2 protein-coding genes are annotated in these 17,455 nt (G+C 62.0%); both read right to left on the reverse strand.

The window, feature by feature from the left end; translation table 11 throughout:
- Nucleotides 1–192: 192 nt before the first annotated feature.
- Nucleotides 193–531 (reverse strand): hypothetical protein, encoded by a 339-nt coding sequence (locus tag HUW52_RS01760; RefSeq protein WP_007918987.1) that lies wholly within the window; start codon nt 529–531, stop codon nt 193–195.
- A gap of 149 nt (nt 532–680) precedes the next feature.
- Nucleotides 681–16,952, reverse strand: coding sequence for a LapA family giant adhesin (locus HUW52_RS01765; RefSeq protein ID WP_371929252.1), 16,272 nt, complete (start codon nt 16,950–16,952; stop codon nt 681–683).
- Nucleotides 16,953–17,455 lie beyond the last annotated feature (503 nt).

A 17,455-nucleotide genomic window follows, 5' to 3' on the forward strand; every position in this document is an offset into this window, starting at 1 on the left:
GGTCGATGTATAGCGCCACACACCTCGGTCGGCCGCCCTCCCTCGGGGGAGATACGCCTAAGTGAAAGAGCTCCGCTGAATCCATAATCGACTCGTTTTCTCAGGTCGATGTATAACGCCAGACAGCTCGGTCGGCCCCCTCTCCCGGAGGGAGAGGGCTGGGGTGAGGGCAGGCTTTTGATTCTGGGCGGATCAGATCAACCCGCCCTCATCCTCATCGATCAACTGACTCAACCCGCCCAACGCTTCACGCGCCTGGGTCCGGTCCATCAGTTTGGCCTGAGCCGCCGGTGGCAGGTCGGTGACGCGGATCACGCCTTTTTGGGTCAGCACCTGAATCAGGTCGTCGAGGACCCGAATCATTTCAAAGTCGCTCTGCTTGAGCTGTTTCAGGCTGGTTTCCACCACTTCGTTGGCGAACCATGCCTGGATTTCATGGCTGTCGGCCGGCAGGGTTTCCGTGGCCTCGGCGTAGGCCGCGGCTTCCACGCGAATCAACAGACCTTGCGCATCGCGTTGCACGTAAAACATTGAGCATCCCTCGGAAATGAACCAGCGTCATGCTGTCAGCAGCATAGCCAACTGCGCGCGAGTATGCGGTGCGGCGACGTAATCGTCACCGTCGCGGTAAGCGCAAACGTGACGGCCGCCCCAGAGGGGCGGCCGTTTTTGTTCATGTATCAGCTGTTGTTGTGGTCGACCTTGATGGTCGGGTCGCTGCCGGCAATCAGGTTATGAATGTTGGCGCTCGACCAGTTGTTGCCTTCCAGTTTGATCGTCACATCCGGGGTTGCCGCAGCAGCATCGCCCGAGTTGAACTTGCCCGCCGAGCTGACTTGCAGCGACGACGTGCCGTCGACCGTGGTGATCTTCAGGAAGTTGTCGATGGTGCTGCCGGTCTCGCCTTGCAACAGATCACGCAGATCGATGCGGTCACCTTCGCTGGCCTTGAAGTCCTTGATCACGTCGTTGCCGGTGTCGCCGGCCTTCCAGACAAAGGTATCGGCACCCGAGCCACCGATGAGGATGTCGTTGCCCTGACCGCCGATCAGCGTGTCGTTGCCGGTGCCGCCGAGCAGGATGTCATTGCCTTTGCCGCCGTCGAGCAAGTCGTTGCCGCCGGAGCCGAAGAGGATGTCATTGCCGGCGCCACCCAATAGCGTGTCATTGCCGTCATGCGCGCCGGAGACATCGAACGCCTGATAGTGCTCGGTGATGTACTGGTGCACGTTGCTGGTGGTGACTTTGCTGACGTCAACCCCGGTTTCCTTGGCAACGAACGCCTGCATCGCCTGATAACCCTCACCGGCAATGCCGTTGAAGCTCACCAGGTCGCCGAACAGGATGTCGTTGCCGTCGCCACCGCTGACGGTGTCGTTGCCCGGCATCGTCGCTTCGGTGTGGCCGATGATGGAGTTGGCCAGATCCTTCGGATCGATGTTGGTCTGTGGCGTTTTATCCGAATCGTAAGGTTTCAGATCGTTGAGGCTGACATCGTTGTTCAGGCCGATAGCCTCGACGTTCGACAGACCGCTGAGCAAGGCGAAACCACTGGTCGAGTTACTGGTCGTTGCCGAGTTGGTGCTGTTACCGGTACCCGCCAGACTCGACAACTCATAGGTGCCGTCGCCCTGCGCGTGGATGGTGCCCAGATTAGTGCTGCTCCAGCCCCACCACGAATTGTAGGTTTGCAGGGTTACGGTGCCGGCGCTGTTGATCGTCAACGCGTGGGTATTGTCGATGTAGGTGCTGAAGGTGTCGCCCGTCTTGTAGTTGCTGGTTTTCACCACATCGTCGAGCTTCACGTTGCCGTACAGCGTCGGGTTGGTCTGCTCGCCGCTCTGGTAGTAGGTCGGCTGGCCGTCGGTGATGAAGTACGTAAGGTTCTTCGCCCCGGTGTTGGCCACAGCGTCAGCGCTCTGGAACCAGTTGGCCGTGGTCTTGAACACGTCCTCGTAGTTGGTGCCGCCGCCGGAGGCCATCGAGTCCAGGACCGCTTTGAGTTGCGTCAGCGCATTCGGATCGTTGAGGTTCACCGACACCGACTTGTTGACCTGGGTATCGAAGTCGACGAGGAAAATATTCACCGTGCCCGAATTGCTGCCGCCCAGGCTCTGCTTGAGGCTGTTGAACACCGAAGTCAGCGAGTCTTTGGCGGCGTTGAGCGACGACGCGCTCATGCTGCCAGAGCTGTCGACCATGAACGCGATGTTGTAGTTGGTGCCCGGCACCACGGTCAGACCACCGATGTCGGCGACCATGATGTCGTTGCCATCGGTGCCGCTGAAGGTGTCATCGCCCGAAGTCGCGACGATGGCGTTGTACACCGCTGGCACCACAGTGACCGGAATGGTCGCGGTGCTGCTGGCCGAGCCGCCGACCATCTCGGTGGAGGTCGAGGTCACGGTCAGGTTGAACTGGCCGTTGTAGTACGGCGGCGGGGTCACGGTCAGGCTGCCGAGGTTCCAGCCGGTGACGTTGGCGTCGCCGCTGCTGGCGGTAACAGTAAAGGTATGACCCGCGCCATCGCTGAGCACCGAGCCGACCGGTGCACCGCTGATCTTCACGCTCAGGGTTTCCGAGCCGTCGGTGTCGGTCAGGGCGGTGGTGATCGCCGACAGTTTCACCGTGGTGCCTTCGGCGCCGGTGTTGAGTTTGTAGCCGTCGTAATAGCCTTCGCCGTTAGTGCCGTGCAGATCGGAGACGGTCACACCCGAATTGACCAGATCCTTCACGCCGGTGTAGATCGGTACGCCGGCGCTGCTCAGGTCGATCGGCGTACTGCCGTTGACCGACAGGTTGACGTCATAGCTGCCCGGGCCGCTCTGGTTGTGGTGGTAGATGTCCAGGGTGTAGTAGCCGCTGGTGGTCGGGGTGAACGAACCGTTGAGGTTGCCGCCCACGCCCCACGTGGTCGAGGCCACGTTCTTGCCACCAATGGTGACCAACAGGCTGTCATCGCCGATGCCGCTGAAGGTGTAGGTCTTGCCGGCTTCCAGATAGATCAGGCCGGAAGTCTTCGACGCCGTACCGGCGGTCACACTGCCGTCGGACTGCACGTTATTCACGTTCGTGCTGGTGTTCGGTGTGCCAGCGCCGTCGATCACATTTTTCAACGTGGTCGAATCTGCGCCGTTGCCGTTGGTGCCCAGGCCCGACAGGCCGGTCCAGACTTCCTTGACCAGTCCGGTGGACTTCACGCTGTTGTCGGCGACGCTCACGGTCGGTGCATCCGCCACCGGAGTAATGTCGATCTTCACGGTGCCGGTATTGCCCAGCAACTGGCCGTCGGTTGGCTGGAACTTGATTTGCGCGTAGTCAGCCTGGTTGTTGCCCAGACCTGTGCCACCGTAACCGTTGACGCCCGACTCGTTGGCATCCGGCAGGAAGCGCAGCTTGCCTGCGTCGATGTCAGCCTTGCTGAAGGTCTGGTTGTTGGCGACGTCTTTCCAGGTCGAACCGTCGAGGTACTGCAGTTTGCCTTCGCCCGGCAGCTGGGTGATTTTCACCCCGAGGCTGCTGGCCGGGCTGTCGACGTCGGTCACACCGAAAGTCGACCAGCCGAGCACCAGCGGGGTGTCTTCGGTGCCGGTGACATTGCTCGGTGCAGCAACCGGCGCGTCGTTGACCGCTACCACGTTGACCGTGGTGGTCGCGGTGTTGGAGTAGTTGCCGCCATCGGTCACGGTCACGGTGATGATCCGTGGCACGGTGCTCGGGTTTTCACTGCCGTTGGTGAAGCTGATGTTCTTGATGGCCTGCATGTAGTCGGCCAGCGTCGCGTTACCGGACAGCGTCAGCGTGACGGTGCCGTTGGTGCTGTTGGCATTGATGGTGATGCCGTTGACGCTGTTGCCCAGGTTCAGCGCATCGCCGTCCTGACGGTTGGTCAGGACCACAGTGGCGCCGGTCAGCATGGTGCTGTCCGGGTCAGTAATGCTGATATCGGTGTCGGCAATCGACACGCCCGCGCCCGGAGTATTTTCGGTGAAGGTCACCTTGTAGTCGGCACCGGTGGCACCGCTGGAGTTGTTGGCATCCAGGTCGATGACCGGCGGCGCATCATTGTCGATGATCGACGTGCTGACGCTGCCGTTGGTGGCGCTGACCGCGAGGTTCTCGAAGTTGCCGCCGGTGGCCGAATCGATCTTGACCACGAAGTTCTCGGTGCCTTCGGTGATCTTGTCATCGATGGTGGCGACGTTGAACTGCGCGCTGCTCGCACCTGCCGGAATCTTCACGGTGTACACGCCGGTAAAGTCCGAACCGTCGGCGGCGGTGCCGCTGTAGACGATTTTCAGGGTCACTTCGGTTTGCGCCGGGTGGTTCAGGCTGACCGTGTAGCTGGCGGTCTGGCCTTCGGTCACCGAGCTGCTGCCGGTGATGCTGACGGTGGTGGTGTCGATCGTATCGGTGACGCTCGTAACGGCTGGCGTATTGCTGGTCACCAGATTTTCGAAGCCGCCGCCGCTGGCGCCAGTGATGGTTGCCTGCACGGTGCCGGCGTCTTTGTAGACGTCGTCAGCCGGAGCCGGGACGGTCACGGTGCCGGTGGTTTTACCAGCGTCGATAGTGATCACCGAGCCGTTGCTCAGGGTCACCGTGACTGGCGAGCCAGCGGCGTTGGTCAGGGTCGCGGTGTAGGTGATCTGACCACCTTCGGCCACGGTGCCGGTCGCGGACAGCGTCAGGTTGGTGGTGTCGACGGTGTCGGTCACGGTGGTGCTGACCGGGGTTTTGTCGGCGACGAGATTTTCGTAGTTGCCGCCAGTGACGTTGGTGATCGAGTTGGTCAGCGGGGCGTGGCCGGTCAGCGCATCGTTCGGTGCGGTGGAGGTCACGGTGCCGGTGGTTTTGCCGATGTCGATGGTGATGGTCTGACCGTTGGCCAGGGTCACCACGACCGGCGAACCGGTTACAGCTGCGCCGACAGTGGCGGTGTAGACGACGTTGCCGCCTTCAGCTGCTGTGCCGGTCGCGGTCAGTTTCACCGTGGTGGTATCGATGGTGTCGGTGACGCTGGTTACGGCTGGCGTAGTGCTGGTGACCAGGTTTTCGAAGCTGCCACCCGTGGCGGTTTTGATCGTTGCCTGGACGTTGCCGGCGTCTTTGTAAACGTCATCGGCTGGCGCTGGAACGGTCACGGTGCCGCTGGTTTTACCGGCGTCGATGGTGATCACGGCGCCGTTGGACAGGGTCACGGTGACCGGTGAACCAGCGGCGTTGGTCAGGGTCGCGGTGTAAGTGATCTGGCCGCCTTCGGCCACGGTGCCGGTCGCGGACAGCGACAGGTTGGTGGTGTCGACGGTGTCAGTGACGTTGGTCGAAACCGGCGTCTTGTCGGCCACCAGATTCTCGTAGTTGCCGCCAGTCACGTTGGTGATCGAGTTGGTCAGCGGGGCGTGGCCGGTCAATGCGTCGTTAGGTGCAGTGGTGGTCGTGGTGCCAGTGGTCTGGCCAACGCCGATGGTGATGGTCTGACCGTTCGACAGGGTTACCACAACCGGCGAGCCAGTCACTGGAGCACCGACGGTCGCGGTGTAGACGACGTTGCCGCCCTCTGCCGCAGTGGCCGTTGCCGTCAGTTTCACGGTGGTGGTGTCGATGGTATCGGTGACGCTGGTGATAGCCGGAGTCGTGCTTGGCACCAGATTTTCGAAATTGCCACCGCTGGCGTTGCTGATTGTGGCCTGCACGGTGCCAGCGTCTTTGTAGACGTCGTCAGCCGGGGCCGGGACAGTCACGGTGCCGGTGGTTTTACCAGCATCGATGGTGATCACCGCGCCGTTGGACAGGGTGACGGTCACTGGCGAGCCAGCGGCGTTGGTCAATGTCGCGGTGTAAACAATCGAACCACCTTCGGCCACGGTGCCGGTCGCGGACAGCGACAGGTTGGTGGTGTCGACGGTGTCAGTGACGTTGGTCGAAACCGGCGTCTTGTCGGCGACGAGATTTTCGTAGTTGCCGCCAGTGACGTTGGTGATCGAGTTGGTCAGCGGTGCGTGACCAGTCAACGCATCGTTTGGTGCGGTAGTGGTCGCAGTCCCCGTAGTCTGGCCGACACCAATGGTGATGGTCTGACCGTTGGCCAGGGTCACGACAACCGGCGAGCCGGTGACTGGCGCGCCGACAGTCGCGGTGTAAACGACGTTGCCACCTTCGGCTGCGGTAGCGGTTGCCGTCAGTTTCACAGTCGTGGTGTCGACGGTATCGGTGACGCTGGTGATAGCTGGCGTCGTGCTCGGCACCAGATTTTCGAAGTTGCCACCGGTGGCGTTGCTGATCGTGGCCTGCACGGTGCCGGCGTCTTTGTAGACGTCATCGGCCGGGGCTGGAACGGTCACGGTGCCAGTGGTTTTGCCGGCATCAATGGTGATTACGGCGCCGTTCGAAAGAGTCACGGTGACTGGCGAACCAGCGGCGTTGGTCAGGGTCGCGGTGTAAACAATCGAACCGCCTTCAGCCACGGTGCCGGTCGCGCTGAGCGACAGATTGGTGGTGTCGACAGTATCGGTCACCGTCGTGCTGACCGGCGTTTTGTCAGCCACGAGGTTCTCGTAGTTACCGCCGCTGACGTTGGTGATCGCGTTGGTCAGCGGTGCATGGCCGGTCAAAACGTCGTTTGGCGCGGTAGTGGTCGCGGTGCCGGTGGTCTGGCCAACACCAATGGTGATGGTCTGACCGTTCGACAGGGTTACCACGACTGGCGAACCGGTTACTGGTGCACCGACCGTCGCGGTGTAGACGACGTTGCCGCCTTCAGCGGCAGACTCGGTGGCCGTCAGTTTCACCGTGGTGGTGTCGATGGTATCAGTGACGCTGGTCACAGCCGGAGTCGTGCTAGGCACCAGGTTTTCGAAGTTGCCACCGGTAGCCGTGCTGATGGTCGCCTGCACGGTACCAGCGTCTTTGTAGACGTCGTCGGCCGGGGCGGGAACGGTCACGGTGCCAGTGGTTTTACCGGCATCGATGGTAATCACCGCGCCGTTCGACAGGGTCACGGTGACTGGCGAGCCAGCAGCGTTGGTCAGGGTCGCGGTGTAGACGATCGAGCCACCTTCAGCCACAGAACCGGTCGCGCTCAACGACAGGTTGGTGGTGTCGACAGTGTCAGTGACGTTGGTGCTGACCGGCGTCTTGTCGGCCACCAGATTTTCGTAGTTGCCACCGGTCACGTTGGTGATCGCGTTGGTCAGCGGAGCGTGGCCGGTCAATGCGTCATTCGGCGCAGTGGCGGTCGCCGTGCCGGTGGTCTGGCCGACGCCGATGGTGATGGTTTGACCATTGGCCAAAGTCACGACAACTGGCGAGCCGGTAACTGGTGCGCCTACGGTAGCGGTGTAGACAACGTTGCCACCCTCAGCTGCCGACTCAGTGGCGGTCAGCTTCACGGTGGTAGTGTCGATGGTGTCGGTGACGCTGGTCACAGCCGGCGTTGTGCTCGGCACCAGGTTTTCGAAGTTACCACCGGTGGCGGTGCTGATCGTCGCCTGCACGGTACCGGCGTCTTTGTAGACGTCGTCGGCCGGCGCAGGAACAGTCACGGTGCCAGTGGTTTTACCGGCGTCGATGGTGATCACGGCGCCGTTCGACAGGGTGACGGTCACTGGCGAGCCAGCGGCGTTGGTCAGGGTCGCGGTGTAGACGATCGAGCCACCTTCAGCGACCGAATTGGTAGCGCTGAGTGACAGATTGGTCGTGTCGACGGTGTCGGTGACATTGGTCGATACCGGGGTCTTGTCCGCAACAAGGTTTTCGTAGTTACCGCCGGTCACGTTGGTGATCGCGTTGGTCAGTGGTGCGTGACCGGTCAACGCATCGTTCGGCGCCGTGGTGGTCGCGGTGCCGGTGGTCTGGCCGACGCCGATGGTGATCGTCTGACCGTTGGCCAAGGTTACGACAACCGGCGAGCCGGTGACTGGCGCGCCGACAGTCGCGGTGTAGGTGACGTTGCCACCCTCAGCTGTCGACTCGGTGGCGGTGAGTTTTACGGTTGTGGTGTCGATGGTGTCAGTGACGTTGGTCACTGCCGGCACAGTGCTCGGTACCAGGTTCTCGAAGTTGCCGCCGGTCGCGGTCGAAATGGTTGCTTCGACTTTGCCTGCATCTTTGTAAACGTCATCCGCCGGCGCTGCGACGGTCACGGTGCCGGTGGTTTTGCCCGCTTCGATGGTGATGACAGCGCCGTTGGACAGGGTCACGGTGACTGGCGAGCCAGCCGCGTTGGTCAGCGTTGCGGTGTAGACGATCGAACCACCTTCAGCGACCGAGCCAGTCGCGCTGAGCGACAGGTTGGTGGTGTCGACGGTATCGGTGACCGTGGTTGAAACCGGGGTCTTGTCGGCCACCAGATTTTCGTAGTTGCCGCCAGTGACACCCGTGATCGAGTTGGTCAGTGGCGCCTGACCGGTCAGCGCATCGTTCGGTGCGGTGGTGGTCACGGTGCCGGTGATTTTGCCAACTTCGATGGTGATGTTCTGGCCGTTGGCCAAGGTCACGGTGACCGGCGAACCGGTTACTGGTGCGCCAACAGTGGCGGTGTAGGTGACGGTGCCGCCTTCAGCCGCGGAGGTGTCAGCCGTCAGTTTGACGGTCGAGGTGTCAATGGTGTCAGTCACTTCGGTAACGGCCGGCACAGTGCTCGGCACCAGGTTTTCGAAGTTGCCACCGGTAGCGGTGGAGATCGTTGCTTCGACTTTGCCGGCGTCTTTGTAGACGTCATCTGCCGGAGCTGGAACGGTCACGGTGCCGGTGGTTTTGCCGGCGTCGATGGTGATCACTGCGCCGTTGCTCAGCGTCACGGTCACTGGCGAGCCAGCAGCGTTGGTCAATGTGGCGGTGTAGATGATCGAGCCGCCCTCAGCCACAGAACCGGTCGCGCTGAGCGACAGGTTGGTGGTGTCGACGGTGTCGGTCACGGTGGTGCTGACCGGCGTTTTGTCCGCCACCAGATTTTCGAAGTTGCCGCCGGTTACGTCGGTGATCGCGTTGGTGAGCGGCGCGTGGCCGGTCAGCGCATCGTTCGGTGCGGTGAAGGTCACGGTGCCGGTGGTTTTACCGACTTCGATGGTGATGTTCTGACCATTGGCCAGCGTCACCACGACAGGCGAGCCGGTCACTGGAGCGCCGACAGTGGCGGTGTAAGTGACGGTGCCGCCTTCAGCGACCGACGTATCAGCCGTCAGTTTGACGGTCGAGGTGTCGATGGTATCGGTGACTTCGGTCACGGCCGGTACAGTGCTCGGCACGAGGTTTTCGAAGTTGCCACCGGTAGCGGTGGAGATCGTCGCTTCAACCTTGCCGGCGTCTTTGTAGACGTCATCGGCTGGCGCTGGAACAGACACGGTGCCAGTGGTTTTGCCAGCTTCGATGGTAATCACCGCGCCGTTCGACAGGGTCACGGTGACTGGCGAGCCAGCAGCGTTGGTCAATGTCGCGGTGTAGATGATCGAGCCGCCCTCAGCCATAGAACCGGTCGCGCTGAGCGACAGGTTGGTGGTGTCGACGGTGTCGGTCACGTTGGTGCTGACCGGCGTTTTATCGGCCACGAGATTTTCGTAGTTGCCGCCAGTGACGCCCGTGATCGAGTTGGTGATCGGCGCGTGGCCGGTCAGCGCATCGTTCGGTGCGGTGAAGGTCACGGTGCCGGTTGTTTTGCCGACTTCGATGGTGATGTTCTGGCCGTTGGCCAGCGTCACGGTGACCGGCGAACCGGTTACTGGTGCGCCCACAGTGGCGGTGTAAGTGACGGTGCCACCTTCAGCCACGGAGGTATCGGCCGTCAGTTTCACGGTCGAGGTGTCGATGGTGTCGGTGACGTTGGTCACTGCCGGAACAGTGCTCGGCACCAGGTTCTCGAAGTTGCCACCGGTAGCGGTGGAGATTGTCGCTTCAACTTTGCCGGCGTCTTTGTAAACGTCATCTGCCGGGGCTGGAACGGTGACAGTGCCGGAAGTCTTGCCCGCGTCGATGGTAATCACGGCGCCGTTCGACAGGGTCACGGTGACTGGCGAGCCAGCAGCGTTGGTCAATGTCGCGGTGTAGATGATCGAACCACCTTCAGCCACGGTGCCGGTTGCCGTCAGCGACAGGTTAGTGGTGTCGACGGTGTCGGTGACATTGGTCGAAACCGGGGTCTTGTCGGCGACCAGATTCTCGTAATTGCCACCGCTGACCTCGGTGATTGCATTGGTGATCGGTGCGTGACCGGTCAATGCATCGTTCGGGGCGATGGTGGTTGCGGTGCCGGTGGTTTGGCCAACGCCGATGGTGATGGTCTGACCGTTAGCCAGGGTCACGACCACAGGCGAACCGGTAACCGGCGCACCCACCGTCGCGGTGTAAGTGACGGTGCCACCCTCAGCCGCCGATTCGGTCGCGGTGAGTTTGACGGTGGTGGTGTCGATGGTGTCGGTGACGTTGGTCACTGCCGGAACAGTGCTCGGCACCAGATTCTCGAAGTTGCCGCCCGTTGCATCCTTGATCGTCACTTCGACTTTGCCGGCGTCTTTGTAGACGTCGTCGGCTGGCGCTGCGACGGTCACGGTGCCGGTGGTTTTACCCGCCTCAATGGTGATTACCGAACCGTTCGACAGGGTCACGGTCACCGGGGTGCCGGCCGGGTTGGTCAGGGTCGCGGTGTAAACGATCGAACCGCCTTCTGCCACCGAGTCGGTTGCGGTCAGGTTCAGGTTGGTGGTGTCGGTAGTGTCCGACACTGCGGTGTCGGCAGACTTACCATCGACCGCGAGTTTTTCGTAGTTGCCACCGGTAGCGCCGTCGATGGTCACGCTCAGCGAGCTGCCGCCGGCCAACGGGCTGTTCGGTGCAACGAAGTTCACCGAGCCGGTGGTTTCACCGACAGCGATGGTGATGGTCTGGCCGTTGGACAGGGTCACGACAACCGGTGAGCCAGTCACTGGCGCGGTCACGGTCGCGGTGTAGACCACGGTTTCGCCTTCGGCGACGTTCGCCGTGGCAGTCAGCGACACGGTGGAGGTGTCGATGGTGTCGTTGACGGTGGTGACGGCCGGGGCAGTGCTGGTGACGAGGTTTTCGAAGTCGCCACCGGTCGCGCCTTTGATGGTCGCTTCAACGGTGCCGGCGTCTTTGTAGACGTCGTCTTTCGGAGCGTCGACGGTCACGGTGCCGGTGGTTTCACCAGCCTTGATGGTAATCACCGAGCCGTTGCTCAGGGTCACGGTGACCGGCGAGCCAGCGGCGTTGGTCAAGGTCGCGGTGTAAGTGATCTGGCCGCCTTCGTCCACGGTGCCAGTCGCGGTCAGCGACAGGTTGGTGGTGTCGACGGTGTCGGTCACGGTGGTGCTGACCGGGGTTTTGTCGGCCACGAGGTTTTCGTAATTGCCGCCGGAAACACCGGTGATCGAGTTGGTCAGCGGCGCATGACCGGTCAACGCATCGTTTGGTGCGGTGGTGGTCACGGTGCCGGTGGTTTTACCCACTTCGATGGTGATGTTCTGACCGTTGGCCAGGGTCACGACAACCGGCGAACCGGTGACTGGCGCGCCGACCGTGGCGGTGTAGGTGACGGTGCCACCTTCAGCCGTGGACTCGGTGGCGGTCAGTTTGACCGTCGAAGTGTCGATGGTATCAGTGACGTCGGTAACGGCTGGCGTGGTGCTCGGAACGAGGTTCTCGAAGTTGCCGCCGGTGGCGTCCTTGATGGTCACTTCGACCTTGCCGGCGTCTTTGTAAACGTCATCGGCTGGCGCAGGAACCGTCACGGTGCCGGTGGTTTTGCCCGCTTCGATGGTGATCACCGAACCGTTCGACAGGGTCACGGTGACCGGGGTACCGGCCGGGTTGGTCAGGGTGGCGGTGTAAACAATCGAGCCACCTTCAGCCACGGTGCCAGTCGCGGTCAGCGACAGATTGGTGGTGTCGACGGTGTCGGTGACGGTGGTGCTGACCGGAGTTTTATCGGCGACGAGGTTTTCGTAATTGCCGCCGGAAACGTCGGTGATCGCGTTGGTCAGCGGGGTGTGGCCGTTCAACGCGTCGTTCGGCGCGGTGGTGGTCACGGTGCCGGTAGTCTTGCCGACTTCGATGGTGATGTTCTGACCGTTGGCCAGCGTCACGATGACCGGCGAACCGGTCACTGGCGCGCCGACAGTGGCGGTGTAGGTGACGGTGCCACCTTCAGCAGCCGACTCGGTGGCGGTCAGTTTGACGGTGCTGGTGTCGATGGTGTCGGTGACTTCGGTTACGGCTGGAACGGTGCTTGGCACCAGATTCTCGAAGTCGCCGCCGGTGGCGTCCTTGATGGTGACTTCGACTTTGCCGGCGTCTTTGTAGACGTCATCGGCTGGCGCAGCGACAGTCACGGTGCCGGTGGTTTTACCGGCCTCGATGGTAATGACCGAGCCGTTCGACAGGTTCACAGTCACCGGCGAGCCAGCCGGGTTGGTCAGCGTCGCGGTGTAGATGATCGAGCCGCCCTCGGCGACCGAGTTGGTGGCGCTGAGCGACAGGTCAGTGGTGTCGATGGTGTCAGTGACCGTGGTCGAAACCGGGGTCTTGTCGGCCACCAGGTTTTCGTAGTTGCCGCCGCTTACACCCGTGATCGAATTACCCAGCGACGCCTGACCGGTCAGTGCATCGTTCGGCGCGGTGAAGGTCACGGTGCCGGTGGTCTTGCCGACTTCGATGGTGATGTTCTGGCCGTTGGCCAGGGTCACCACGACCGGCGAACCGGTGACCGGCGCGCCAACAGTGGCGGTGTAGGTGACGGTGCCACCTTCGGCCACAGTGGTGTCGGCCGTCAGTTTCACGGTCGAGGTGTCGATGGTGTCAGTGACGTCGGTCACGGCTGGCGTGGTGCTCGGGACCAGATTCTCGAAGTTGCCGCCAGTGGCGTCCTTGATGGTCACTTCGACTTTGCCGGCGTCCTTGTAGACGTCATCGGCAGGCGCTGCAACGGTCACGGTGCCGGTGGTTTTGCCCGCTTCGATGGTGATCACCGAACCGTTGCTCAGGGTCACGGTCACTGGCGTGCCGGCCGGATTGGTCAGGGTCGCGGTGTAAACAATTGAACCGCCTTCAGCCACGGTGCCCGTCGCGCTCAGCGTCAGGTCGGTGGTGTCAGTGGTGTCGGTGACGGTGGTGCTGACCGGGGTTTTGTCGGCCACGAGGTTTTCGTAATTGCCGCCGGAAACGTTGGTGATCGAGTTGGTCAGCGGAGCTTGGCCAGTCAGCGCATCGTTTGGCGCGGTGGTGGTCACGGTGCCGCTGGTTTTGCCGACCTCGATGGTGATGTTCTGGCCGTTGGCCAGAGTCACTACAACCGGAGAACCCGTCACTGGAGCACCGACAGTGGCGGTGTAGGTGACGGTGCCACCTTCAGCGGCAGTCTCGGTGGCGGTCAGTTTGACCGTAGAGGTATCAACGGTATCGGTCACGTCGGTGACGGCAGGAACGGTGCTTGGCACCAGGTTCTCGAAGTTGCCGCCAGTCGCATCCTTGATCGTGACTTCGACTTTGCCGGCGTCTTTGTAGACGTCATCGGCGGGCGCCGGAACGGTCACGGTGCCAGTGGTTTTGCCCGCTTCGATGGTGATCACCGAACCGTTGCTCAGGGTCACGGTCACTGGCGTGCCGGCCGGATTGGTCAGGGTCGCGGTGTAAACAATTGAACCGCCTTCAGCCACGGTGCCCGTCGCGCTCAGCGTCAGGTCGGTGGTGTCAGTGGTGTCGGTGACGGTGGTGCTGACCGGGGTTTTGTCGGCAACGAGGTCTTCGTAATTGCCGCCGCTCACGCCCGTGATCGCGTTGGTAATCGGCGCGTGGCCGGTCAACGCATCGTTCGGTGCAATGGTCGTCACGGTGCCGGTGGTTTTGCCGACTTCGATAGTGATGTTCTGACCATTGGCCAGAGTCACGACCACAGGCGAACCGGTCACTGGGGAGCCGACAGTGGCGGTATAGGTGACGGTGCCACCTTCAGCGGCCGTCTCGGTGGCGGTCAGTTTCACCGTCGAGGTATCAACGGTATCGGTCACGTCGGTGACGGCAGGAACGGTGCTCGGCACCAGGTTTTCGAAGTTGCCGCCGGTGGCGTCCTTGATGGTGACTTCGACTTTGCCGGCGTCTTTATAGACATCATCGGCTGGCGCAGGAACGGTCACGGTGCCGGTGGTTTTGCCCGCTTCGATGGTGATCACCGAACCGTTCGACAGGGTCACGGTAACAGGCGAACCTGCGGCATTGCTCAGGGTCGCGGTGTAAGTGATCTGGCCGCCTTCAGCCACGGTGCCCGTCGCGCTCAGCGTCAAGTCGGTAGTGTCAGTGGTGTCGGTGACCGTGGTGCTGACCGGGGTTTTGTCGGCAACGAGGTCTTCGTAATTGCCGCCGCTCACGCCCGTGATCGCATTGGTAATCGGCGCGTGGCCGGTCAACGCATCGTTCGGTGCAATGGTCGTCACGGTGCCGGTTGTTTTGCCGACTTCAATGGTGATGTTCTGACCATTGGCCAAGGTCACGACAACAGGCGAGCCGGTCACCGGCGCGCCGACAGTGGCGGTGTAAGTGACGGTGCCGCCTTCAGCGACCGAGGTGTCAGCCGTCAGCTTTACGGTCGACGTGTCGATGGTGTCAGTGACGTCGGTCACGGCTGGCGTGGTGCTCGGGACCAGGTTCTCGAAATTACCCCCAGACACATCCTTGATGGTGACTTCGACTTTGCCGGCGTCTTTGTAAACGTCATCAGCTGGCGCTGGAACGGTCACGGTGCCAGTGGTTTTACCCGCTTCGATGGTGATCACCGAGCCATTCGACAGGGTCACGGTGACTGGCGTGCCGGCCGGATTGGTCAGCGTCGCGGTGTAAACGATCGAACCACCCTCGGCCACGGAACCGGTGGCGCTCAGCGACAGATTGGTGGTGTCGGCAACATCGGTAACGGCGGTCGAAACCGGGGTCTTGTCGGCCACCAGATCTTCGTAATTGCCACCGGAAACGCCAGTAATCGAATTGGTCAGCGGCGCATTGCCGGTCAGCGCATCGTTCGGTGCAGTGGTGGTCACAGTGCCCGTGGTTTTGCCGACTTCGATGGTGATGCTCTGGCCGTTGGCCAAGGTCACAACGACAGGCGAACCGGTCACCGGCGCGCCAACGGTAGCGGTGTAAGTGACGGTGCCACCTTCGGCGACCGAGGTGTCGGCCGTCAGTTTCACGGTCGAGGTGTCGATGGTGTCGGTGACTTCGGTAACGGCTGGAACGGTGCTCGGCACCAGGTTCTCGAAGTTGCCGCCGGAAGCGTCCTTGATGGTCACTTCAACGTTGCCGGCGTCTTTGTAGACGTCATCGGCTGGCGCCGGAACGGTCACGGTGCCGGTGGTCTTGCCCGCCTCGATGGTGATCACCGACCCGTTGCTCAGGGTCACGGTCACCGGTGTACCGGCAGGATTGGTCAGGGTCGCTGTGTAAACGATCGAGCCGCCTTCGGCAACGGTGCCGGTCGCTGACAACGACAGATTGGTGGTGTCGATCGAATCGGTAATCGTGGTGGTCGCTGGCGTCGTGTTCGGCACCAGGTTTTCGAAATTGCCGCCGCTGGTGCCGGTAATCGTGGTGCTGACGGTGCTGCCATTGTTGTAAACGTCGTTGGCCGCGGTTGGCACGTTGACCGAGCCCGTGGTCTTGCCGGCTTCAATGGTGATGGTCGAACCGTTCGACAGAGTGATCGTCACCGGGGTTTGTGCAGCGTTGGTCAGCGTTGCGGTGTAGGTGATCTGGCCGCCTTCAACGACGGTACCGGTGGCGGTGAGGCTGACGTTGGTGGTGTCGATCGAATCGGTCACCGTGGTGGTCGCCGGCGTAGTGTTCGGCACCAGGCTTTCGAAGTTGCCACCGGTCGCGCCAGTAATGGTGGTGCTGACGGTGCCGCCATTGTTGTAGACGTCATTGGCCGCAGTCGGCACGTTGACGGTGCCCGTGGTCTGGCCGGCTTCAATGGTGATGGTCGAACCGTTCGACAGGGTGACGGTGACCGGGGTTTGCGCCGGGTTGGTCAGGGTCGCGGTGTAGGTGATCTGGCCACCTTCGACCACTGTGCCGGTGGCGGTCAGGGTCAGGTTGGTGGTGTCGATCGAATCGGTGATGGTGGTCACCGCAGGCGTCGGGTTCGGCACCAGGTTTTCAAAGTTGCCGCCGGTAGCACCGGTAATCGTCGTGGTGACGGTGCTGCCATTGTTATAGACGTCGTTGGCCGGGGTCGGCACGTTGACGGTGCCGGTGGTCTGGCCGGCGCCGATGGTGATGGTCGAGCCGTTCGACAGGGTGACGGTCACCGGGGTTTGCGCCGGGTTGGTCAGCGTTGCGGTGTAGGTGATCTGCCCGCCTTCGGTGACACTCGGCCCGGCCGTCAGGGTGACGGTGGTGGTGTCGATGGTGTCAGTGACCTGGGTCGTGGCCGGCGTGGTCGGCGGCGTCACGGTGATGCCATTGCCGCCGGTGGTGCCGGTGACGGTCACGTCGATCTGGGTCGGGTCGTTATAAACAGTGTCGTTCGGTGCCAGCGGCACATTGACGGTGCCGGTAGTGGAACCGGCTGTAATCACAATCACCGCGCCGTTGGACAGGGTGATGGTCAGGTCGGTCAGCGGCGCCTGGGTCAGGGTCGCGGTGTACACCAGCACGCCGCCGGCTTCGGTGATGGACGGCGTGGCGCTGAGGCTCAGGGTCGACTCACGCAGGGCGTTGGTGGTGGTGTCGGTGGTCTGGCCGCCGGTGATGTTCTGCGCGGCTTGACCGGCAGCATTGATGCCTGCGGTCGGGAATCCAATGGTCGGGTCCACGCGGCCAGCGGTGGCGTCGAGCATGACGAAACTGTGACCACCACCGGCGGCACCGCCAGTGCCTGCGGCGCTCGGGCCGGCAGCGGTAGCATCGAGGGCGGTGGTCGGGTCGACACCGGCGGCGATGGCTTGCTGCAGTTCTGCTACCGACGGCGCAGCCTGCGCGGTGGCCTCCGCCAGGTCCGTGCTGGAGTCGGGCGCGGTGGCGCTCCACTGGGTTTCGCGACCCAGATCGAGGGTGCGGCCATCAGCCAATTCAAGTGACACGGCGCCGGAGAGGCCGGTGTCGATCTGGTCGCCAACGAACAGGCGATCGCCTTCAACGAGTACGCGACGCACGCCCTCTGGGGACACCACGAATACCTGACCGACAATGCTTTTGACGATTGCAACAACACTGCTCATTGAAGACTCTCCGGGGTGTCACGTTCAGTTGACTTCCATGGACCTGATGGCATGGGCGCCGATTCAGTCTGGACGTACTTTAAAAATTTGCTAAACAAGTTTGACGCATTAAATCGTCAATAATTTGGCTATATTCTTTCGCTATTAACTTTATGCCAAACTATTGACCTTCTGGGTGCCATCCTAAACAATCGCCCCACTAATGTCACATTGATATTTCCGCGGCGACCTGTCCT

Origin of the sequence: Pseudomonas sp. 43A, from assembly GCF_013363935.1 — a bacterium.
GTDB classification, from domain to species: domain Bacteria; phylum Pseudomonadota; class Gammaproteobacteria; order Pseudomonadales; family Pseudomonadaceae; genus Aquipseudomonas; species Aquipseudomonas crudilactis.

Bases quoted from the DNA above. Each gene is read 5' to 3' on its own strand.
- HUW52_RS01760 (WP_007918987.1), bottom strand. From the start codon at position 531: ATGTTTTACGTGCAACGCGATGCGCAAGGTCTGTTGATTCGCGTGGAA.